The following is a 22,678-nucleotide window of genomic DNA, read 5'->3' as shown; positions in this document are numbered from 1 at the left end:
TTTTATTAGGGTAGAACATGAAACGAGCCGTTGGCATCAGCCTGGGAAGTTCTAAGCGTGATAAAAGCGTGGCGGTCAATCTCAATGGTGTCGAGATTCAAGTGGAGCGCATCGGCACCGATGGCGATATGGCAAAGGCGCGCCAGATGTATCTCGATCTCGATGGCAAAGTGGATGCCTTCGGCGTCGGTGGCGTGGATTTGTATCTGCGACTCGACCAAAGGGAATATCCGCTTCATGCCGCGCTGAAACTTGTCTCTGGCGTCAAGCAGACTCCACTCTGCGACGGTCGCGGCCTCAAGCACACCCTGGAGCGGCGCGTATTTCAATTGGCAAAGTCCACGCTGGGAGAGGTCCGCTTCAAGCAGGCGTTCGTCCCTGTGGCTGTCGATCGGCTCGGGTTGGCCGAAGCCGTTGGCGAGGTCTCCGACCGAATCGTGTCAGGTGATCTGATGGTGGCGCTGGGAGTTCCGATCCCGCTATATGGAATTCCTGCTTTCAAGCGGGTTGCGAGAGTCATGTTGCCCATTGTCAGTCACTTTCCCATGAGCATGATCTTCTACGGCAGTGATGGCGCGGAGCATGAGCCGAAATATGTGAAGTATTTCGAAGAATCCGACCTGATCGCAGGCGATTTTTTGTTCATGCGAAAATATATGCCGAAAAACCTCGCAGGCAAAACCGTGGTGACAAATACCACCACCGAAGACAATATCGCCCTGCTCAAAGAGCGCGGCGTGAAAACGGTCATCACCACAACTCCGCGCTATGACGGCCGCTCATTCGGCACAAACACCACCGAAGCCATGCTCACCGCCTACGCAGGCAAAGGCAGACGCTTGACCGATGATGAATTGAATGGATTGATTGATGAGTTGGGATTGAAACCGAACGTAATGCAATTGAACTAATCGTAGTCGGTAGACCATTTGTCTGTGGTCTACCGACTACTGTCTTATTTCGTCACCGAGTCTAGATATTTCAACCCCGACCCCGTATTGAACATGACAATCTTTTCATCGGGCTGAACCCATTTTTGTTTTATCAATTCTTCAAGCGCCGCCAGACATGCGGCGCCTTCGGGGGCGGCGAAGATGCCTTCCAGGGCGGCGAGTTTTTTCTGGGCTTGCATCAAGGCCTCATCACTGACTGCAACAGCCGTGCCGTTGCTTTCGCGGATATTGGCAAGGATAATACGGTCGGCGAAGCTTTTTGGCACACGCAAGCCAGATGCCACAGTTTGGGCACCCAGCCAAAAGTCACAGAAGGAAGCGCCTGCATGAAAGGCCTTGGGAATCGGGGCGCAGCCTTCCGCCTGTACCGAAACCATGCGCGGACGTTTTGCATCCTTCAACCAGCCGAGGGCTTCCATTTCAGCAAAGGCTTTCCACATGCCAACAAGGCCGGTGCCGCCGCCAGTGGGGTAGAGGATCACATCGGGCAGGGTCCAATCGAAGGCTTCGGCGAGTTCGTAGCCCATGATCTTTTTGCCTTCGGCGCGATAGGGTTCTTTGAAGGTGGAGACATCGAACCATCCTTCCTCACGCGCCTTCACCCCAGCCATGCCAGCGGCATCGCTGATGAGTCCTTCCACGAGGATGACCTCCGCGCCTGCGATGCGGCTTTCTTGAATGTTCGCATTGGGAGTGTCTTTGGGCATATAGATGAGGGCTTGCAAACCAGCGCGCGCGGCATAAGCGGCCATGGCTCCGCCCGCATTGCCTGCGGTGGGGATGATAACTTTCTTGACACCGAGTTCTTTGGCGCGGGAAACCGCGGCGCAAAGTCCGCGGGCTTTGAAGGAGCCTGTGGGGTTGCTGCTCTCGTCTTTTACGAAAAAATTGGAAAGGCCGAGTTCGTTTCCAACGCGGGGAAGATGTAATAACGGAGTATCGCCCTCTCCGAGAGTGACGATATTTTCAGGGTCTTGCACGGGGAGCATTTCATGCCAGCGCCACATCCCCTTGGGGCGCGCATGAATCTCATCACGATCCACATGGCTGCGGGCTGCATTCAGGTCGTAATTTGAAATAAGGGTGGATTGGCAATCCGGGCAAAAGGTATGAACTTCATTGATGGAAAAAGATCTTCCACAATCCGAACAAGTCAGATCGGTAAGATAGGATGTTTTCACAAGTAACTACCTGTAAATATTTATTTTGAATTGGGTGAAGGGACAAATGCCTCCACGCGCGCCCATAGCTCGCGAATGTTGATCGGTTTGGACATGTACACATCGCAGCCTGCGGAGAGTGCTTTTTCTGCGTCACCTTTAAGCGCATTGGCTGTTACGGCGATGATCGGCACATAAGTGAGGGCGTGTTTTTTGTCGCTGGTGCGTATTCTGCGCGCCACTTCATAGCCGTCGATATCGGGCAGGTTGATATCCAAAAGGATCAAATCCACCTCTTCGTTTTCGGCCTTGCTGACGCCTTCAATACCCGTGAGGGCCTGTAGCAGTTTGTATCCGCGCGATTCAAGGGCACGCCTCACCAGCATCATATTGTCTGGATTGTCTTCAATGTATAAAACGCTGTTTCCCATGCTCGTATTCTCCTTTAGGCCCCGTTTTTATCTTCGATGACGTTAATGACTTTATCCACGAATTTACGGGTGGGTAATGAACCTTTTTGATATAACGCTTCAATATGTCCGTTGAGGCGCTGACGTTCTTCGGTGGTGATATCTTTTGCGCTGACGACCACAACGGGAATATCTTTCGTGCGCGGGTCGAGTTTCAATTCTTCCACGAAACCAAACCCGTCAATGCCGGGCATGGTCAAATCGCTGACGATCAGGTCAGGCAGGTGCTGACGCGCCATGGCGAGTCCTTCCCAGCCGTCTTTGGCATGGTGAACGCGATAGGATTTCTTCCCTTCGAGCAGGCGGCGAATGATCAGCGCATCATCGGAGTTGTCATCCACCAGGAGAACGGTGGTGACTTTCTCATCCAGGTTTTCGAGCGCGGCTTGCAGACCTTCCTGCGGGGCGGGGGATTGGTCTTTGCTGAGGTGAACATCCACAGCCCATTGATCGCCGAGGACATGTTTTTCGACGGGGAAGGTGTGGCCCGTGCAGTTGACGACCACAGTCTCACTCTTGCTGATGATCTTTTCACGCAGCATCTTTTCGAGTCCAGCGTAGGCGACGGCTGTTGCGGGTTCGACGGCCATTCCCTCACTTTTAGCGAGGGAGCGCATGGCGTCGAAGGCTTCGGCATCGGTCACGGATTCCATGGTGCCGCCGTGCTTTTTGAGGATGCCATACAAATAAGTGTAGGTTTTGCCTGGGTCGCCAGTGGAGAGGATGATGATACGTGTATCGGGTACAACGGGCTCGGCTATTTCTTTATCGGCTTTGAAGGCCTTGACCATCGGTGAGCAGCCTTCGGCTTGAATGATCGCGATCTTGGGGATGCGGTCGATCAGGCCCATGTCGAACATTTCCTTGAAACCCTGATATACACCCAGCGGTCCCATCCCGCCGCTGACGGCTTGAATGTACCAATCGGGCGCGCGCCAGCCGAGTTGTTCGACGATCTCATAAGAGATGGTCTTCATCGATTCACGGGCGGCGATGGAACTTGCGCCGCGGTCAAGGTGCAGGTTTCGGCGCTGTGCGAATTGCGATGCGATCTGTTTGGTCTGGTCGTAATTGCCGCTGACGCGAATCACTTCCGCGCCGAAGAGGGCGGCTTCGCGCAGTTTTTCCTGCGGCACCAGGCTGGTCATGAATACCCAAAGTTTTATGCCAGCTCGTGCACAGGCGGCGGCATAGGCCACCGCCGCATTTCCCGTGGAGGCGATGACCGCTTCACGGATATTGTTTTCATTCATCGCTGCGACCGCAACGGCGGCCTGACGGTCTTTGAAAGAACTTGTCGGGCCGTAGCGTTCATCTTTGAAATACACCCGATCATGCCCCAGCTTGGTCGCGAAGCGCTGTGAAAGCCAGAGCGGCGTTCCGCCTGCGGGGTAAAGATCCAAAGCGGCGGGATTCTCAAGCGGCAGGACATCCTGAAAACGCCATAAGTTTCTTGGGCGGTCGGGCAATCCGCGCAGGATGTTGCGCTTGAAGACTTCGTAATCGTATTTTGCTTCAAGCCATTGTGACCCGCATGATTTGCAAACAGCAGGGACAAAGGGTTCGTAGGGTTGTTGGTTGCCGCAAATGGCACATTGCAGGAATTGTGGTTTGGCCATGTGATTATTTTACCTTTGATTCATCTTCTTCTTTGACTCTGGCTTCGATGGGCAGGAACACATAGAAGATGGAGCCTTCTCCGTTGACGCCGCTGCTTTCAGCCCATAATCTTCCGCCGTGCATTTCGATCAGGCGGCGGCTGATGGGCAGGCCCAGGCCGGTACCGCCCACTTTGCGGGTGGTGGAGGTGTCGACTTGTGTAAATTCCTGGAAGACTGCTTCGAGGTGGTCATGCGGAATACCGATGCCTGTATCCTTTACGCTGATAAGCACGTGGTTGTCTTCACACGCTGCGCGGATGGATATCTTTCCGCGTTCGGTGAATTTGATGGCGTTGTTGATCAAATTGATCATCACCTGACGGATGCGGATCTTATCGGCACTGATCCGAACTTCGTAATCTGAATCAGGCTCGATGAAGAGCGAGAGATTTCTTTCGCTGGCAAACGGCGAGGTGATGCTGGTAACTTCTTCGATGATCTCCTGCAGATTGAATTTTTCGATATTGAGATTCATCTTGCCAGATTCGATCTTCGCCATATCCAGCACATCATTGATGAGATGCAGCAGATGCTGGCCGTTCTTTTGGATCAAGCCCAGGTCGTTGCGCATATTATCGGTCAACGGGCCGTCGAGTTCCTCGAGCATGACGTCTGAGAAGCCGAGAATGGAATTGAGCGGTGTGCGCAATTCATGCGACATGTTGGCGAGGAAGGAGGATTTCAAGCGATCCAATTCGCGCAATTGCGCCACGGTTTCAGCCTGCTCCGCATACAACCGCGCATTCTGAAGGGAGACCGCCACTTGTGAAGCCAGGGTGGTGTAGATGTTGGCGTCTTCTTCCGAGAAGTGGTTGAGGTTTACCGAATGGACATCGAACACGCCCAGCACTTTATCGCCTGCGATCATTGGGACCGCCATTTCGGAGCGTGTGTCGGGCAGCAGGGGATTGATCTGGAAACTTTCCTCCCTGCGCACATCGTTCGAGATCAGGGCTTTGCGTTCATGGGTGGCGCGCGATACGAGAAGTTCGTTCTTTTCCATTGGAATGGTGTTGCCAGACAATACCATTTGTTTTCCAATGTCCCCGGCGCCAGCAGCCAACAGCAGGGTATTCCACGCATCATCTGCAAGATAAACCTGAGCATGATACAGACCGAAACGTTCCTTGGTCAAATCCACCACTTGTTGCAAGAGTTCATCTGGGTTCAACACGGTGGAAGCCGCTGTGGACACGGTTGCCACCGTGGCGAGTTCCGCAGCGCGCTTTTGAATTTCTTCTGTAAGGCGCAATCGCTCCAGTTGTTCACTGACACGTTCCGCGATCTGTTCGGCCAATTGCGCTGTTTCGGGGGTGATACTGTTCGTGCTCGCAAGCGCAAGCCGCCCGATGGTCTCGCCGCGTACGGTGAGCGGCTGCACCAGATTGATGCTATTCAAATTAAAAGCTTCTGTCAGCGGGCTGACTTGAGTTGAATCGTAAACATAACCGAGTGAAGTCTGTGTGCGTTGTGTATAAGCCTGCCAGCTTTCACGGCTCAGGCGGCGCGTGGCATCTTCAGCATCGGCACGCGCGCGGGATGCATCTGCAAGCAGGCGCAAGCTTTCCACTTGCTGCGAAACCTGCCGCGCAATCGATGCGATCATTTCCCGATCTTCCTCGCTTAATGGCCGCGCGGGATCTGCCTTAACGAACAGATTTCCGATCTGCTCATCGAGCACTTTCACCGTTTCCTGATGATCCTGTTCGGAATCAGGTACTTTGCTAAACGGCTCCACCGCAGATTGATTATACAAATAGCCGATGCGTTCACTGTTACGAATGCCATCGAGAAAAGATTCCCAGCTTTCATGGGTGAAGCGACGGGTGGCTTCCTGTGCTTCAGCGCGTGCACGTTCCGTTGCGGAAAGCAGGCGCAGGTTTTGGATCTGAAGCGATGCCTGCTGTGCCACCGCATTTGCAAGACGTTCCTCTTCCTCTGTCCATGTGCGGTCATGCGGCGGCTCGATCTTGATATCGCCGATGACCTCTCCGCTCGCTGTCAACGGGGCATCGACAACATGGCCAGCTTCTGTGGGAAACGGCGCGTTCTCGAGCGCGGTCACATTATCGTTTTGATACGCGTAGCCCACCTTTTCCTTTTCATACACCATGGCGGGCATGATGTGATTTAACTCGTCCGTTTTTGCCGCGGCGAGCATTGCCTCCGCCATCACGGCGCGCATTTTGCTTTCTTCAAGCTTCGCTTCCAATTCCTGGACGCGCGCAACCAGCGCGCTTACCGTATCATCCAGGATGGGAACGGGCGCTTCTTTGACAACGGGTGGGCTGCTTCTGTTTTCTCCGGGCAGAATCCCATCATTGGGGATCGACTGACCGGTGATTTGTTCCAGCCCCGAAAAGAGTTTTTCAACCCGTTTCTGTGATTTATCATCAGGGTACATAACTCGTGACTCCTGCACTTGGGCTGGTTATTTCTCTTTATCTTTCATGCTCAATTGGGCGATGGTCATGGGCGCACCCAGAGCATGGCCGAGTTCACGGGCTGCGATCTGAAGCACGGCATCCACGGTCGTCGCGCTTTGGATCTTCTGACTGATCAGGTTCAATGTGGTTTCACGCTCAGCCTGTTTTTGCGCACGGGTAAAGGAGCGCGCATTTTGCAGAGCCGTGGCCACCTGCGAGGCAAGCGTGGTTTGAATATTGGCATCCTCATCTGAAAAGGCATTAATTCGATCTGATTGTACATCCAGCACGCCAAGAACTTGATCACCGATGACGAGGGGTACAGCCAACTCGGATGAAGTATCTGGCAGAAGTGGGTTGGGAAGCCAGCCGGGTTCATTGCGTACATCGTTCACGATCACCGCCTGCCTGGTGCGGGCAGCGCGTGCCACCAGGGATTGTTCCTGTTCCAATGGGATGGTCGTCGTTCCGTGCGTGCCTTCGTGCTCGTCGCCTTCTTTCCAACCGCAAGCGGCAATGTGAAGCATGGACGTATTTTCATCAAACGTGAAAATGTGAGCGTGATACAAGTCGAATTTGCGCTGAGTCAGGTACACAACCGATGCAAGCATCTTGTCTATATCCAATTCCTTGGAGGATGCTGTACTGATTTCTGCGACCGCCGCCAGTTGCTGGGCGCGTTTATCCAATTCAACCTGACCACGTTTGGTCTCGTCGAACTGTCTTAAGCTTTCAATATGTGCGCTCAGGCGTTCGGCGACCGCAGTTGCAAGATTGAGTGATTCCTTGTCATCGATACTTAATCCCTGAATAGAGAGCGTACCGATCAATTCATCACGGATCTTCAATGGCACAGTGGACGCATGTTGATCCGTGGAATCGCCGTTGAGCGGGCGTACTTCCCTTAGATCATAAAGATAGCTGAGGTTTCCAGATGTGTTTTCCTTGTAGTTCTTCCAACCTTCGCGGGTCAGGCGCCGTGAAGCTTCTTCCGCCTCAAATCGATACTGTTCGGCGTTCTCCAGCAGGCGCAAACTTTCGATCTGCTGTGCAACCTGACGAGCCACTGTATTGATTAGGTCGGAGGTGCGCGAGATCGGCGATTGTCCTTCCATTTCCACGGTGATGTTTCCGATCGCTTCGCCTGTCACTGCAATAGGAGCAGTCAACGCGGAATCATTCTTCATTAATTGCTCGCCCTGAACCATCGGAACGACCTTGTTCTGTTCGAATACGAATCCTGTTTCTTCAGGCCTGTGAATGGCGTCGAGATAGTTCGCCCAGTTCGTACGAGAAAGGCGTTGTGCCTGTGCTTCCACTTCAGCGCGGGACTGTTCTGTCTCTGCCAGAAGGTTCGCATTTTGGATGGCGATAGCTAACTGTCCAGCCAGCGCTTCGAAAGCGGAAAGCAGGTCGTGATTCAACGAACCAGCCGTTTCGCTTTGCATATCCAACACACCCACTACTTTTTCGCCGATGAGCAACGGAACTGCCATTTCAGAACGGGTATTTGGCAGAAGGGGATTGGGACGGAATGTGGCGCTTTTAGTGGTGTCTGAAATGATCACCGATCTTTTTTCCGTGGCAGCACGTCCATTGATGGAGCCTGTGTTTAAAGGCAGGCGGTGGCTGCGTGACAGCAATTCTTCTCCCACATGCCCTGTACCTGCCTGCAAATTGAGGTAGGTCTGGCTGGGATTTGTCAGATATACCTGAACATAATACAGATCAAACCTGGAGCGGATGATCTCTGCCGCATCTTTCAACATGACATCCAGGGCGCGCACCTGTGAGACGGAGCGGCCTACTTCAGAGGCCAATTCCAGGTTCTGGGTACGTTCTGCCACACGTTCTTCCAATGTGATGAATGATTCGCGTAATTGGGAAATCATCAAGTTGAAGGCATTGGCGAGTACACCTGTTTCATCGGTTGCCTGAACATGGGCGGTTACATTCAAATTGCCTTGTGAAACCGCATTCGCCACCGTTGTAAGGTCGCGAACAGGGCGTACGATTTGACCGCTCAGGAACCATAGAATAATTAAGGCTAATATGATCAAGATCAAGCCGATCGTTCCTTGCAGGATCGCGGCTGCGGTGGCAGGCGCTGTAATCTCATTAAATGGGATGAGCAATCCAAACGACCAATGTTTGCCGGTTCTGCCGAGGTCTACTGGAGCAAAAGCCCGCAAATATTGTCCGTCGGGGCTCATGCTGATGAACGAGTCTCCAGCCTCAATGCGTGACTGCAATTCTGCGAAATCAGGGTAGATCTCTGTAGCAGGTTGATTGACCAAATCTGGCTGGTTGCGAACGCTGATCAACGTGCCGTCTGAAGTCATTAAAACAGCACCAGCCTGCCCGTTGTAAAGATCGACCTGATCCACGAGATCCTGCACGAAGGCGATCGGTGCATCCACTCCGGCAATGCCGTAGAACTCATCGTTGTACAAAATAGGCACAACAAAAGAAGCCATGACCGTATCCACACCCTGAACAGGGTAAATAAGCGGGGCGACGGTCACTTCCGTTTTTGTCTGGCGTGGTAGCAGATACCAATCGCCCAGCCCGGGGGTTTCGTAATCTACCAGTGCTGTGGCAACCACGCTGCCATCATCGCTGCGTACCCAATAGGGGATAAAGCGGCCAGTATTATCGTGTACTGCTGCACCCGTAAATGTTGCATCAAGTCCGTCAAAGGCGTTTGGCTCCCAAAGGGTATAGGTTCCCAGAAAAGATGGATTTTCGATCAATACCTGGCGCAACATTGCATTGACTTGAGATCGGCTCATCGCCTCCGTATTGGATTGATCCTTAATGGAGGTAAAGGCCTGGGCAAGGGCACGCGCTGTGTCCAAAGGAATTTCTACGTCTGCACGGACCAAGCGTGCCTGTGACGCTGCGAAAGTCAGCGATTCTTCCTGGGCTGCTTCAATGGCAGATTGTCGCGCTGTGATGGCGGAATAGGCAATCAGTACGAGGGAAATGCCTGCGAGAATAAAACCTGTCCAGACCGTGATCTTGAGGCGCAAACTAGATGAGACGATGCCCCATGAGTAGCGTAACAGGTAAATGGCAAAGATAAGGCCAAAAACCACAGCGCCTGCGGGACCGACTTGGACCATGGTCATGGACTGACGCCAGGCTGGATTCAACCCTTCAATGATCCAGATCAACACCAGAGCGGAAACTGCCACGATCACATATTCCCTGCGCGAGTGTTGCGGGAATACCCACAGAAAACAGATGGTGGAAATGATCAGGATGGAAAATGTGATCGATATTGCGCGTCCCTGGAATAATGTTGCAGCTGCAACGCACAAGGTTAGCAGCGAATAAAACATTAATTTCAAGCCCAACTCCGACCGACGGCGAAGGGTCAATATGATACCCATGACTGTTGATGTGCCGATCATCAGAACAACAGCCATGGAGATGTAGGTGATCGTCGTTTTTTCACCTCGGCTGGCTACTGTCAGGATGTAGATATAGATCAGCATCAAGATCGTGGAGAGAGACAGCGTTCCCCAAAATGTGCGCTTAACCTGGGTATCTTCCTGATCGGTAATAAATGGTTTGTTCTTATCCATTTTTATTTCTCCTTCATCGGGCAATGTGCTGCCGCGTTCGCACATAATCTTATGGCGGTTTGCAAAAATCCTGCCTGTGAATTAATTCTCATTGCTGTTATTTTGCTTTCCGGCGATCACTGCCTGGACACGTGTTGCTCCAAGGGCTGTGCCAAGTTCACGAATGGCTGTTTGCAGCGTGTCCTCCACAGTGGTGGCGCGCTGGATCTTTCTGACCGATGGCGTTTACGAGCGTTTCCAATTCGGCTTGGGATTTGGATTGTTCGAATGAGCGGGCATTTTGCAGCGAGATCGCAACCTGACCTGCGAGCGATTGCAGCAGACTGACATCTTCCTGATCGAGGCCGTTGACCACATTTTGCTGTACATCCAACACGCCCAGCACCTGCTTACCCGAAGAGATCGGGATGGCTACCTCGGATTTGGTATCTGGCAATAAAACATTGGGGAGCCAGCCTTCAGCTTTGGAAACATCTGGAACCAGAACCGGGGCGTTGGTTGTTGCAGCGCGACCGACCAAACCACGCCCTTGTGCGATTTTGTGTCCGTTTGCGAGCAGGATGGCTCCTGCTTCGCCTGTGCCACCAGCCATTACTAGGTCGCCGCTTGCTTCATCTAAAAAGTAGATGTGTGCATGGTAATACTTGAATGCAGATTGCACCTGCTCCACCACTTCCGCGGCAAGGCGTCGTGGATCCGTGGCCATGGAAAGGCGCTGGCTGACGTCTGCTGACGTTTGCACGGCCAACGCACGGCGGCGGACATCTTCAAATGCCTGTTCCAGGCGGCTGGTCATGATATTGAATGTTTGTGCGAGGGTGCCAATTTCATCTGCAGAGTTAACCTCTGCCTGCGTATCAAATTTGCCCGCTGAAATGATTTGGGCAGTATTCGTCAGGGCGATGATGGGGCGGGTGATCTGATTCGACAGGATGATCGCCAGAAAAATAGAAATTACAAGCACGCCAAACGTAGTAGCGATGGACGTCGTAAGGGTTTGAGTTTCGTTTGAACGCGCCGCGGCTATATCTTCTGTTGCCAATTGTTCACCAAGGCTCTCGATTTTCGTGGTCAGTGGTTCCACACCGCGTGCTGCATTGATCAGCGCTACATTGTAAATATCGATCTCTTTATCCAGTTCTACCAGGCTATCGAACGCTGTGAGATAGGCATCTGCCTGCGTGCGCAACTCCGTTTTTACGGACGGTTCAAATTTGTCGGTAATGGTGATCTGGGTTTTTAGCTGCGAAACATATGAATGGACGTTATCTACATATTGCTGGTCTGTACGCAACAGGTAATCTTTTTCATTACGGCGAATCTGTAGGAGTGTAAGTTCCAACTCTTCCAAGCCATCCTGGTTTGAGATTCTTTTCTCGATATTTTTGGGCTGCGGTTCTAAATAGACCTTCAAAGCCTGTATTCTCATCAAAACCTCTTTGTTGGAGCGCATTTATATAAGCTGCGAAACTTTGCTCATATATATCTATGTTTTGTGTTAAGGGTGGCTATGTCGGCGTCATATTGTTCCTGGGTTATTTCACCTGTGGACAATGTTGCCGCCACTGAACCAAAGGCCTTCAACTGCTTCGAGTCTTCACGCATGAAGGAGATACTCTCTGTGAATACGGGCACATAATTTGTGTATGCTGTATCGAACCCTTCTTCACGCCAGCGTAACAGGAAGTTTTTCTCGGCACGACGGGCTTGCAGAAGACTGATTGTTAGGTGATCTGACACATTGCGAATTTCCTCACCTTGCGTTATCGCTTCTTCGTAAAAAGCCCCGGTTCTGTTCAAACCTCGCAGCGTGACTATGGCAATGATCACAGCCAGAACGAACAGAACACCGAAGGCCAGTAGCAATTTTCGCGAAAGTGACAGACCGCCCAAAAGCCAAAATTTTTATTTTCTGGTGAACCAGTAGAAGTTGAGGTGATGTTCATTGTCATACTCCTTAATTGTCCTGGCCTTCACCGGCAAGTACCTTGGGGTCAAGTGTCACCATTGTTGACTTCATTCCTACGGCATGTCCCAACTCGCGCACGGCCACTTGAAGTGCATCTTCCACGGTGGTTGCACTTTGGATCTTTTGGGTGATGATATTTACCAATGCTTCACGTTCCGCCAGCCGTTTTGATTGCACAAGGTTGCGCGCGTTTTGCACAGTTACGGCGATTTGAGATGCGAGCGTGGTTTGAATACTGGCGTCTTCTTCCGTAAAGGCATTCAGACGATCTGATTGCACATCCAGCACGCCGATAAGTTGATCACCGACCAACAGGGGAACGGCCAGTTCGGAGGCAGTATCGGGAAGGAGTGGGTTGGGCAGCCAGCCTGATTCGTCGTGTACATTATTGACGATAACAGCCTGCTTTGTGCGGGCAGCGCGTGCTACAAGGGATTGTTCCTGTGCCACAGGTATGGATGTCGTGCCGTGTGTTCCTTCATGTTCATCGCCTTCCTTCCAGCCACAGGCGATGATTTGAAGGTTGTTGGTTTTCTCATCATGGAGAAATATATGGGCGTGGTACAGGCCGAAACGGCGTTGGGTCAGGTGAACCACGTTTTCCAGCATTTTGCTTACATCGGCTTCACGGGATGAAATCGTACTGATTTCGGCAACTGACGCAAGTTCCTTCGCACGTTTAGCCATTGTTTCCACGGAACTGATGTTTTGCAAAGCGACCGCAACCTGATTAACGATGGATTGCAAAGAATCAACATCTTCGCGTTTCAATCCATCCACGATATTGTGCTGCACGTCCAGCACGCCCAACACCCTGTCACCAATGGAAATGGGCATTGCCACTTCCGACTTGGTATCAGGCAGGAGCGGGTTTGGCAGCCAACTGGGATCCTGGGATGTGTCATTAACAAGGATCGGCTCGTTGCTTTCTGCGGCTCGCCCCACCAAGCCCTGACCTTTGGCGAGTTTATGACCTTGTGCCAGCATTTGGGCACCTGCCTCACCCGTACCACCCGCCATGGTCAATTCACCACGGTCTTCGTCATACATGTAGATATGAGCGTGATAATAGTTGAAGGAGTTTTTTACCTGTTCAACAACTTCGGTGACCAATTGCTTTTGGTCAAGGATCGTTGAAAGGCGGCGACTGACTTCGGAAGATGTGGCAAGCGCCTTGGTACGGTCAGTCACGCGTTGCTCCAAGGTGCCGATTAACTCGCTAAGACGGGTCGTCATGGAATTGAAAGAATTGGCCAGAACACCGATTTCATCCTGTTGGACGATATCCACCTGTTGATTGAGATTTCCCCTGGCAATATTTTCAGCAGCATTAGCAAGTTTGATGATTGGGGCGGTAATGCCTTGTGTAATGAGGAACGCAGCGAAACCGGCGATGATAACTGTTATAGCGACCAACCCCAAAGTAACTTGAAGCACTCTATTAGCTGACTGCAAGGCTTCACTTTCGCTATGCTCAGCAAGAACCGCAATCTGAAGTTCGGGGACCCAGTGATATACACCTGCAACTGCTATGTCACGGTAATCGCGGTAATTGCCGAAGCCGTTGGCTTTATTTTTAATGGCTTGGGTTGCACCGTCGGTGTGGATGTATGTCTGGCCTAGAACGGTTTCGCCGAAGCGTAGATTGGTCAATACGGCGAAATTGGAACTGATCATGTAGGTTTCACCGGTATCACCCAGACCTGCACGCTGCTGCATGATGTCATTTAGCGTGTTGAGGTTTACGCGTCCAGCGACTACGCCAATGGTTTTGCCGGTATTGCTTATAAGGGGCTGCGAAATTACGATGGTGTAATTCGACAGGGAAAGTTCGTAATTTGGCGGGGTGATATATCGTCCCTTTAATCCCTCATGGAAGAAAGGTTGGGAGGTCATGATCTTCCCTTCCTGTCCGCTTGCTGTGGAGACAACGACCTGTCCGTCTTTATCTATAACGAATATTTCGGTAAAGTAACCGGAACGCTGACTATTGTTGGTCAATTCGCTTCTTACCGTAGATTTAGCCTGTTCTGCCGAGGACTGATTAAGCACAAGCTCCGAGACTCTTTCCAGTGAGTCTGGGTTGGCAAAGATCAAGTCGAGGTTCGTTTGCAGGGATTCCAGCCAGGTTTTGATCTGGGCTTCCTTCAGGGTCGCCACTGATTCCAACTGGTCGAATACATCCTGCCGCAAGCCTTGTGAACTGATGTAGCTTGCTGCAGCGCCTGTGATCAATACAGGGATAAATACCAGCAGGATGGTTGTAATGAGCAACCTGGTCCGCAACGATGTGGACCGGACAGATGTCCGGCCACGATTGTTTTGTTTTAATTGAGATTTGTTGTTCATGAACACCTCGGCATACGTAACTCAAGCATGTTTCTTGAATCGCTATTGGCTGGTGAATTGGTTGGTATATATCGTATTTAAGTCGATCGGGGCAGCAATTAGATCGAAGTCGAGCAGGATCTGTTGGGTTGTTTCCCAAACATCCGCATCCATGGAGCCAATGGGGGCGTCGCCAGTGCTGATGAATGGAATTTGGGCTTTCATTACACTCTGTTGATACTTGAGGTCAAGATTTGGATCATATTTGACCGCAAACCCGGCAACTTCCTCTGGATTTTCAATCGCATACTGATAGCCTTTTATGGTCGCCTTTATTAATCGGCTGATCAAGTCGGCATTGCTCTGTATGAATTCCTCTTTGACAAAGATTGTGTTGATATATACATCGTAGCCATAATCGTTGTAATAGATGAAGTTCAATTCATCACCGGCATCCTGCGCCATTACTTGCTGATCTGTTGCGAACATGCCGCTCATGGCATCCATGTTTCCTGCTTTAATTTCATTGGCGCCTTGAAAATCTTCAATAAGCGCATAATTCATGGAGTTGCGATCCAGACCGGTACGGTTCAATAGCGCCAGAAAGGGGAGATCGAAGAAGTTGCTCAAATCGAGCGAATACACTCCTACCGTTTTTCCAACCAGGTCTTCCGGTCTTTGAATATTGTCCTTTTTTAAGGAAGTGATGGTTAAAGGGTTTTTTCTAAAAATAGTCGCTACGGATACGAAATTCTGTTGATTTGTCTTGGCGATGATAAGGCTGTCGCCGCTGGTAATACCGAATTGTGCCTTGTCATTTTGTACTTCATCTATCGGATTGATTTCCGGGCCGCCTGGATTCAAGACGATCTCAATATTTTCTTCCTTGTAATATCCTTTTTCGACTGCGGTATAAAACCCGGCATATTCCACGCCGTGGAACCAGCTCAATTGGATGGTTACTTTATCTGTTGGGACAACGGGCGTTGGCTGAGTTCCGCAGGCACTTATAAGGATTGCCATGAGGCCGATCAATAAACCGATTTTATTAAGAGATGTCTTGTTCACTATATTTTCCTGTATGAAAGATTTTATTTGTATCGTAACTTTTGTGCCTTTTGCGAAAAGCGCTTCTTATTGACTGGTAAATTGATTTGTGTAGACTGTGGTCAAATCTATTGGTGCAGCGGATCAGGTTGAAGTCCAGCAGGATCTGTTGGGTTGTTTCCCAGACATCTGCGTCCATCGAGCCGATGGCGGCATCGCCGGTGTCAATGATGGGGATTTGGGCAATCATGACATTGGTTTGGAATTTGAGGTCGAGGGTTGGGTCGTATTTCACGGCAAACTCGGCGGCTTTGTCCGGGTTTTCCAGTGAGAATTGATATCCTTTCATTGTAGCCTTGACCATTCTACTGATCAGGTCAGGATTGTTTTGAAGAAACTCCTCGGAGGTGAACAGAACATTGGCATAAACATCCACGCCATAATCCTTGTAATAGATCAGGTTCAGATCATTGCCAGCCATGATCGCTTGCACAGGTTCGTTGGTGGCAAACATGCCGCTCATGGCATCCATGTTGCCGTCAGTGAGTTCGCTGGCGCCGTTATAGTCGTCAATTGCTTCAAACGTAATGCCGCTTTGATCGATGTTCAGTTTGCGCAGCAAAGACAAAAGCTGTACATCATAGGTGGTGCTCAGATCAGGGGCGATTACGCCAACGGTTTTTCCAGCAAGGTCTTCCGGCTTGCTGACCGTGCCGCTACTCAAGGCCATGATAACCAGCGGATTTTGCCTGAAAATGGTTGCCACCGCGACATAGTTCTGATTGTTTGATTTTGCAATGATCAAACTATCACCTGTTGTGATGCCAAACTGCGCTTTGCCGCTGTTCACATCGTCCAGTGGGGTTGCTTCGGGGCCGCCCGGTACAAGAGTGACTTCAATATTTTCTTCGGCATAATAGCCGTTTTCAAGAGCGGCATAGAATCCCGCGTATTCCACACTGGGAAACCAGCTCAACTGCACAGTGACTTTGTCTGCAGGGGGATTTAGCGCGCTGCATCCAAACAGGGAAAGAGACAGGATCGCAATCAGGATTGAAATGCTCATGATTTTTGAGGTTTTTGTTTTCATAATTTTGCAAGGCTCCTTTGGTTTTGTAATATGTTATGTCTTTACGATTCGAGTCTTGAAAGCGGTAATAACAAGGTAAAACGTGTTCCTTTATCTATTTCACTTTCCACATTGACCTGCCCGCCATGATGCTCCACAATGGATTTCACGATTGCCAGGCCAAGTCCATTGCCTTCAACTTCATTGTTCCTGCCGCCGCGTACACGATAAAAGCGGTTGAAAATGAAAGGCAGGTCGGCAGCGGGAATGCCGCAGCCGGTATCCTGCACCTCGACCAAAAGCTGCGAGTCGCTGGCTTCTGCTTTGAACGTGATCGCCCCATCATTGGGAGTGTATTTGAGGGCATTGCCCAGCAGGTTGCGCATTAACTGGCGAAGCTGCAAGGGGTCACCGCTTATTGCAGCAGACTTTTCGAGAGGCGAAAAGGAAAGTTTTTGATTCTTGATCTTCGCCTGCGGGATAAACTCGTTGGCGATCTCTGCAAGCAGGGATTGCATCTCAATGGCTTCATGTTTTTGGGTCGCATCCAGATCCATTTGCGCGAGGGACATCATGTTCTGCACCAGTTCGGCCATATTATGAGTGGCGCTTTGAATACGGCTGACAAAGTCTTTTTGCTGCGCGTTGAGCGGACCTGCCTGTTCGAGCAGTGTGCTGAACCCGGCGATGGTTGTGATCGGATTTTTCAGGTCATGCGAGGCTGTGGCGATGAATTCATTCTTCACCTGCTCAAGATCCTTGAAGCGTGTGACATCATGCAAAATGACCACCTGACCGCCATCTTCGATGGGGGTGATGAGCGCATTGAAGGTGCGCTGGTCGGGCCAGGTGATATCGCCAGATTTTGCGCCATTCGAAGTGCGTGCATCATCCAACATGTGGATGAAGGCATCGTATCCGTGATCGTGAGGCAAAACCTGATTGATGTTTGCATTGAAATCGGTGAACAGTTTTTCGCCTTCAGGGGTTGAGCAGCGAAAGCTTGCCTTGTACATCGAATACCAAAATTGCCTCGGCGGCATGCTTCAACACAGCGGCGAGACGCTTTTGCTCCTGCATCGTGATGGCGTACAGACGGGCGTTCTCGATGGCGATCGCCGCCTGGCTTGTAATGGCTTGCAGGAGCAGTAAATGATCGGTATTGAAATAATTTACCTGTTCATGGGTGAGCACCAGCAAGCCGAGCAATTCCATGCGCCCAAACAGCGGACTAATGACCGCCGAATGGATGTTTGAATCATGGTTGTCCAATTGCCAGAGCGAGTTGTTATGCGCGTCAGCAATGATCAAACCCTGATGAGTTTCCTCAATATGCCTGATGATATTTTTGGGATCGTCATCAGCCCGCTTGAAGATTCGGTTGAAAGAGGGACCTGATAGTTTTGCCCAGGCCCGCCATTGGCATCAAAAATGATCATGTTGCCCTGGATCGCGCCAAGCGTTTCCACGGTGCGTTTGATCAGGATGTTCGCGAGGTCTTTGATATCTGTACGGGCACTGAGTTCCTTGCCGATCTCGGGCAGCAGGTTCAATTCGCGATTGCGGCGGCGGATGATATCCTCCGTCTCTTTTACGCGTAGTTTTGTGCGGATGCGCGCCATCAGTTCATGGCGATCGAATGGCTTGGTCACATAATCATCGGCGCCCAAATTCAAACCTGATTGCACATCAGATGGATCGAGGCGTGCCGCAGTCAGAATGATGACGGGGATATGCTGCACAGAAGGATCACTGCGAATATCTTCAAGGACCGCGAATCCATCCTTGTGAGGCATGTTCACATCCAACAGAACCAGGTCAGGCAATTCTGCGCGGACTTTGTCCAAAGTCTCCAGACCGTCGCGCGCGGCGATATGTTCGTAGCCTTCGTATTCGAGATAACGCGTCAACAGGGTGATGTTATCGGGTCTGTCATCTGCCACAAGGATCTTGAATTTCTTTCGTGCCACCGCCGATTGTTTGATCGGATGCGTGGAATGTTTCATTTCCTCGATGGCATTTGTCGCGATCTGGCAAATGCGTTCGGGGCGCACGGGCTTTACGATCACTTCATTGACCTTCAAGCGGTGTGCCGTGACTTTCAGCCCCGGAACATCATATGCAGTGACGAGATAGGTATAGGATGGCCGACCTGCGGGATGATTTTGCATCTTCTCGATCAATTCCAGCCCGGTCATTTCAGGCATGATCATATCGGTGAACAAAATATCCACGCCGTTGGTTTTTACTTTTTCGAGGGCGTCGTGCCCGCTCGAAGCTGAGATGACGTTAACACCCGACCCAAGCTGGGACAGCGCGCGAGCCAGCGTGGTTGCGGTGTTTGGGTGGTCATCAACAACGAGGATGCGGACAGGATTGGTATTAGTGGAGGTGTTTTCTTGAGGTGTCATCGCTGGCTATTTTCAGGGAGAATTGCAATCTCACCGTTAGTCATCTGGACGAAAAAGTTGGGAAAAGTTGGTGTGGATGTTTCGGGGAGATTCTGTCTGGGAATCAAAAACCCGCTTCCAGCTTAGCTGGAAGCGGGTTCATCTCCAATGAAAAGGGTCAGCGCCGAAGGTTAATCGGCCACAAGGCGGTAGCCCGTCCCGCGGACATTGATCAAAAATGACGGGATATGGGCGTTGGGCTCAATGATCTGTCGTAATTGGTGAATGTGCCATTTGCTGAGTTCCTGCGCCTCGTGAGTGTCTGCCTTGTAGCCCTGCGCTTCGGCGACAAGGGTTTGATAACTGACCACACTTGGCGAGTGCCTCGCCAGCACGAGCAGGTAATCGAAAGAGGTGGGCGGCAGGTTGATGGTTTGCTCATTGATATTCAGGCAGCGTTTGTGAAGATCGAGCACAAGCACCCCCCGTTTGATAAAGCGATGCGCGTCAACACGGATCGTGGGGAGGGGGCCGGTATCGCCGTTGTTCAGGCTTTTTAGTTCTGCTTGCAGAGATTCGATCTGTTGCATGATCTCCTCTTTGCGTTTTTCCTTTTGGCGATTGGCAATGATCTTTTGAGCGTTTTCGATGACGATCTGCGGCTTGAGCGGTTTGAGCAGATAATCTGTCGCGCCGTTGCGCAAGGCCTCAACCGCCGAATTGAGATCAGGCTGGGCAGTGAAGAGGACGACCGGCAGATTCGGATAATTATTATGAATGAGTTTCAGGGCATCCAAGCCTGCGATGCCGGGCATGCGTAGGTCCATGAAAACCAGGTCAAATGCTGTGGTATCGATAAAGGCGAGGCCTTGGTCGGCATTTTCGGCGGTGGTGGTTTCAAAACCTGCCTGCTGTAAAATGCGCGCCAGGCTTTGCCGCAGGGTGGCTTCGTCGTCAATGATGAGGATATGCCCGTTGCTCATAGAATTTCTCCGTTGGTGATGGGCAGCCAAACCTTGAATGTTGCGCCTTTTTCACGATTGTTTTCCGCAGTGATGCGCCCACGGTGTTTCATCACGATGTCGTATGTGATGGTCAGGCCGAGGCCTGTACCGCTTTGCTTATCAGTAACGAAGGCTTCGAAAATGGTGGGGAGTATTTTGGGTGGGATGCCCGGCCCCGTATCGGATACCGTGAGCATGACCTCGCCCGTGTCTTTTTTATATTCGGTGCAGACGTGAATCCTGCCGCCATTTGTCATGGCTTCGCTTGCATTCATCAATAAATTGAGTACCACCTGACGGATCTGATCCGCAAGGGCGGAAATGAACGGGATTTCGGGATCGGGTTGAAATTCGAATTCGATCTGGTTGTGACGAAAATGCGTGGAGACGAGCGCATACACATCTTCCACGATGTTGTTAAGTTGAGTGGGTTGAAAATCCTCGGCGTGGGTGGGGCGGTAGGTATCTCGAAGACGACCGATCATGTTTGCCATACGTTCTGATTCGGCGAGCACAATGTCGAGATCTTGCTTTCCTTGCGGTGATATGTTGGTCTCTTCTTTTAGCAGGAACAGGGCGTTTTGAATGGCTTGCAGCGGGTTGTTTAATTCATGCGAAACAGTGGCGAGCAGGCGTCCCATCACGGTGAGGCGTTCATTTTGCATGAGTTGATTGCGAACGGCTTTTTCCTGTTGCAGCGATGTCTGTAGCGTTTCGTAAAGGTCCGCTTTTTGCAGGGCTACAGCCAGTTGATCGGCTACAGCGCTGACCAATTGCAGATCGCGCTGCGAAAGGTATTTGGGTGGGACCTGGTGAATATCCAGCAGCCCGAGGGTCACCTGACCGATCTTTACCGGAACAGCAAGCTCGGATTTTGTATCCGGTAATAACGGATTGCGAATAAAGGATACGACATCATCCACATTGTTGGTGAAGAATGCCGCGCCTGTTTCTGCAGTGTAGCCGACGATGCCTTCCCCGGGTGCGAGCTGATGTTCACGTGACTTAAGCTGCGCACCGACCTTGCCGCTGCCTGCCCGCATGACGAAGTTTCCGCTATCAGGGTCGGCCACATAAATCTGAACATAGTGATAACCAAAATTCTTTTGCAGGAGTTCCACGGTATCCTGTAAAAGGTCATGCGGATCGAGTGAGGCCACCAATCCCTTGTTGATGCGGTACAGTGCGTTGGCTTCCTTGAGCGCTTGTTTTGTGTTTTCCAGCAGGTTCGCGTTCTCAATGGCAATTGCGGCCTGTGTACCAAGCTGGCTGAGCAATTTCAGGTCGTTGGGGGTAAAGGCATACGGTTGGCTGCTTTGAATACTGATCGTCCCGAGCTTTTGCTCGCCGCTGCGGACCGGGGTTACCAACAGGGATCGATAGGCGGGGTCCACGCCAAGCCTTATGAAGCGTGGGTCGGTACGGACATCCGCGATGTTGATCGTTTCGCCGCTAAGAATGACCTGCCCGGCCACACCTTCGCCGATGCGAATGCTTCTCTTTCCACCTTCCTGTTCCTTGTATCCGATAACTGCTTCTGAGACAAGCGTTTGATCTTTTTCATTGAGCAGGTGAATGACTGCCTGTTCAGAATTGACGATCAGTTCTTTGGCAGATCTCACGATCAAATGCAGAACGTTGCTCAAGCCGATGCGTTCGGTTTCGCTCAACGCAAGGGAGATATCTGCCAGAGACTGCATTTCCCGCAAGCCGCGTTGAAGCTCGGTTTCCTGCTGTAAATTCCAAACAGCCAATGCGATCTGGTTACCCGCTTGTCCGGCACGGTCTAGTTCTTCCTGTGTAAATTGATGGCGTTCGGAAAATCCGACAATGGCTGCCCCGAGCTTATGTTCACCGTAGATCAACGGGATGCTGATGAAGGATTTTTCAGGGAAGTTGTGGATCAGGGTTGGGCTTACATATGGTGAGTTTGTAGGATCCTCCACCACAAGGATGCGGTTTTCCTGCAATGCCATGATCGTCAGGTTGATTTCCCCTTTGGGATACTTAAGTTTTTGGAATGTCCAATCGGTTTTGTTATTGTTCGCTACTGGAAACACCTGTTCCTTGATCGGATCCCAGCGGGTGATGTAACAACTGTCTGCATTAAGCAGGGTGGTGATGTCGTTGGTGAGGATATTTGCCATTTCCTCGAAACTTTGCGCAGTGGTGATGGCGTGGGCCATATCGTTCAATAGTTCAAGAAATCGTTCGCGTGAACGTAGCTGCGCTACAGTATGTTGATGCTCTTCATAGCGCTTTCTCATAATGCCGACACTTCCTCCAATCGTCAGCAGAATGAAGGAGGACAGCACAAAATCATTCTTATTAAGAAGGTTCCATGGAATCTCCTTAATCATTGTGATCAGCAGTGTGTTTGAAATAATAACGATGAAGCTGGCAAGCAGGCCGCCCGGCACTCCAAAGAAGTAGGCGGCGACTAAAACCGGTATCCCGCCCAAAGAGGTGATGGTCGTATCAAAATAGTCGAACAACAAAATAGAGCCTGTCAGATAAAAAATGACGGCTAAACCGAGGAGTTGCCATTTCGCTTGGGGTGATTCCAAATATCGGCTCATTATTGTCTTTTGAGTGGAAGGCATACGATTTC

Annotated in this window: 16 protein-coding genes; 1 reads left to right on the top strand and 15 read right to left on the bottom strand. The window is 51.0% G+C overall.

All coding sequences use genetic code 11. The features are described 5' to 3' along the window. Positions 1 to 17: 17 nt before the first annotated feature. Positions 18 to 911, top strand: coding sequence for a quinate 5-dehydrogenase (locus IPI86_RS11840; protein ID WP_345298217.1), 894 nt, complete (start codon positions 18 to 20; stop codon positions 909 to 911). Between the two features lie 44 nt (positions 912 to 955). Here IPI86_RS11840 and IPI86_RS11835 read toward each other — a convergent pair whose 3' ends face one another. The 15 genes from IPI86_RS11835 to IPI86_RS11765 all read right to left on the bottom strand — a co-directional run bounded on the left by IPI86_RS11835 (position 956) and on the right by IPI86_RS11765 (position 22,634). Further along, positions 956 to 2,134 (bottom strand): threonine synthase, encoded by a 1,179-nt coding sequence (locus IPI86_RS11835; RefSeq protein ID WP_345298216.1) that lies wholly within the window; start codon positions 2,132 to 2,134, stop codon positions 956 to 958. 20 nt (positions 2,135 to 2,154) lie between these two features. Beyond that, the gene (locus IPI86_RS11830) at positions 2,155 to 2,544 is read right to left on the bottom strand and encodes a response regulator (RefSeq protein WP_345298215.1); all 390 of its coding nucleotides are present in this window, start codon (positions 2,542 to 2,544) and stop codon (positions 2,155 to 2,157) included. Between the two features lie 14 nt (positions 2,545 to 2,558). Then, positions 2,559 to 4,202, bottom strand: a complete 1,644-nt coding sequence (locus IPI86_RS11825; RefSeq protein WP_345298214.1) for a pyridoxal-phosphate dependent enzyme — start codon at positions 4,200 to 4,202, stop codon at positions 2,559 to 2,561. A 4-nt stretch (positions 4,203 to 4,206) separates the two neighbouring features. Further along, positions 4,207 to 6,648 carry an ATP-binding protein gene (locus IPI86_RS11820; RefSeq protein ID WP_345298213.1) on the bottom strand — a complete coding sequence of 814 codons (2,442 nt, stop codon included), beginning with the start codon at positions 6,646 to 6,648 and terminating at the stop codon, positions 4,207 to 4,209. Between the two features lie 27 nt (positions 6,649 to 6,675). Beyond that, entirely contained in the window at positions 6,676 to 10,260 is a 3,585-nt protein-coding gene (locus IPI86_RS11815; protein WP_345298212.1) for a GAF domain-containing protein, read from the bottom strand. A 157-nt stretch (positions 10,261 to 10,417) separates the two neighbouring features. After that, positions 10,418 to 11,689, bottom strand: coding sequence for a GAF domain-containing protein (locus IPI86_RS11810; RefSeq protein ID WP_345298211.1), 1,272 nt, complete (start codon positions 11,687 to 11,689; stop codon positions 10,418 to 10,420). 47 nt (positions 11,690 to 11,736) lie between these two features. Continuing rightward, positions 11,737 to 12,126 (bottom strand): hypothetical protein, encoded by a 390-nt coding sequence (locus IPI86_RS11805; protein ID WP_345298210.1) that lies wholly within the window; start codon positions 12,124 to 12,126, stop codon positions 11,737 to 11,739. A 91-nt stretch (positions 12,127 to 12,217) separates the two neighbouring features. After that, complete coding sequence (locus IPI86_RS11800) at positions 12,218 to 14,503, bottom strand: GAF domain-containing protein (RefSeq protein WP_345298209.1); 2,286 nt, start codon at positions 14,501 to 14,503, stop codon at positions 12,218 to 12,220. Between the two features lie 117 nt (positions 14,504 to 14,620). Next, positions 14,621 to 15,625: an ABC transporter substrate-binding protein gene (locus tag IPI86_RS11795; RefSeq protein WP_345298208.1), complete on the bottom strand. Its 1,005-nt coding sequence runs from the start codon at positions 15,623 to 15,625 to the stop codon at positions 14,621 to 14,623. Beyond that, positions 15,606 to 16,694 (bottom strand): ABC transporter substrate-binding protein, encoded by a 1,089-nt coding sequence (locus IPI86_RS11790; RefSeq protein WP_345298207.1) that lies wholly within the window; start codon positions 16,692 to 16,694, stop codon positions 15,606 to 15,608. Before IPI86_RS11790 ends, IPI86_RS11795 begins: the two co-directional genes overlap by 20 nt. A 41-nt stretch (positions 16,695 to 16,735) precedes the next feature. Continuing rightward, positions 16,736 to 17,689 (bottom strand): HAMP domain-containing sensor histidine kinase, encoded by a 954-nt coding sequence (locus IPI86_RS11785; protein ID WP_345298206.1) that lies wholly within the window; start codon positions 17,687 to 17,689, stop codon positions 16,736 to 16,738. Continuing rightward, positions 17,655 to 17,984, bottom strand: coding sequence for a GAF domain-containing protein (locus tag IPI86_RS11780; protein ID WP_345298205.1), 330 nt, complete (start codon positions 17,982 to 17,984; stop codon positions 17,655 to 17,657). The genes IPI86_RS11785 and IPI86_RS11780 overlap by 35 nt, the downstream gene beginning before the upstream one ends. Further along, the gene (locus IPI86_RS11775; RefSeq protein ID WP_345298204.1) at positions 17,981 to 19,084 is read right to left on the bottom strand and encodes a response regulator; all 1,104 of its coding nucleotides are present in this window, start codon (positions 19,082 to 19,084) and stop codon (positions 17,981 to 17,983) included. The genes IPI86_RS11780 and IPI86_RS11775 overlap by 4 nt, the downstream gene beginning before the upstream one ends. A gap of 170 nt (positions 19,085 to 19,254) precedes the next feature. Continuing rightward, on the bottom strand, positions 19,255 to 20,046 hold the full coding sequence (locus IPI86_RS11770; protein WP_345298203.1) for a response regulator transcription factor: 792 nt from the start codon (positions 20,044 to 20,046) through the stop codon (positions 19,255 to 19,257). Continuing rightward, positions 20,043 to 22,634 carry a GAF domain-containing protein gene (locus IPI86_RS11765; protein ID WP_345298202.1) on the bottom strand — a complete coding sequence of 864 codons (2,592 nt, stop codon included), beginning with the start codon at positions 22,632 to 22,634 and terminating at the stop codon, positions 20,043 to 20,045. The genes IPI86_RS11770 and IPI86_RS11765 overlap by 4 nt, the downstream gene beginning before the upstream one ends. Positions 22,635 to 22,678 lie beyond the last annotated feature (44 nt).

It is taken from the genome of Candidatus Villigracilis affinis (genome assembly GCF_016705895.1).
Classification (GTDB): domain Bacteria; phylum Chloroflexota; class Anaerolineae; order Anaerolineales; family Villigracilaceae; genus Villigracilis; species Villigracilis affinis.
The sequence above is the reverse complement of the archived record's forward strand: the minus strand, read 5'-3'. Positions and strand labels throughout refer to the sequence as shown.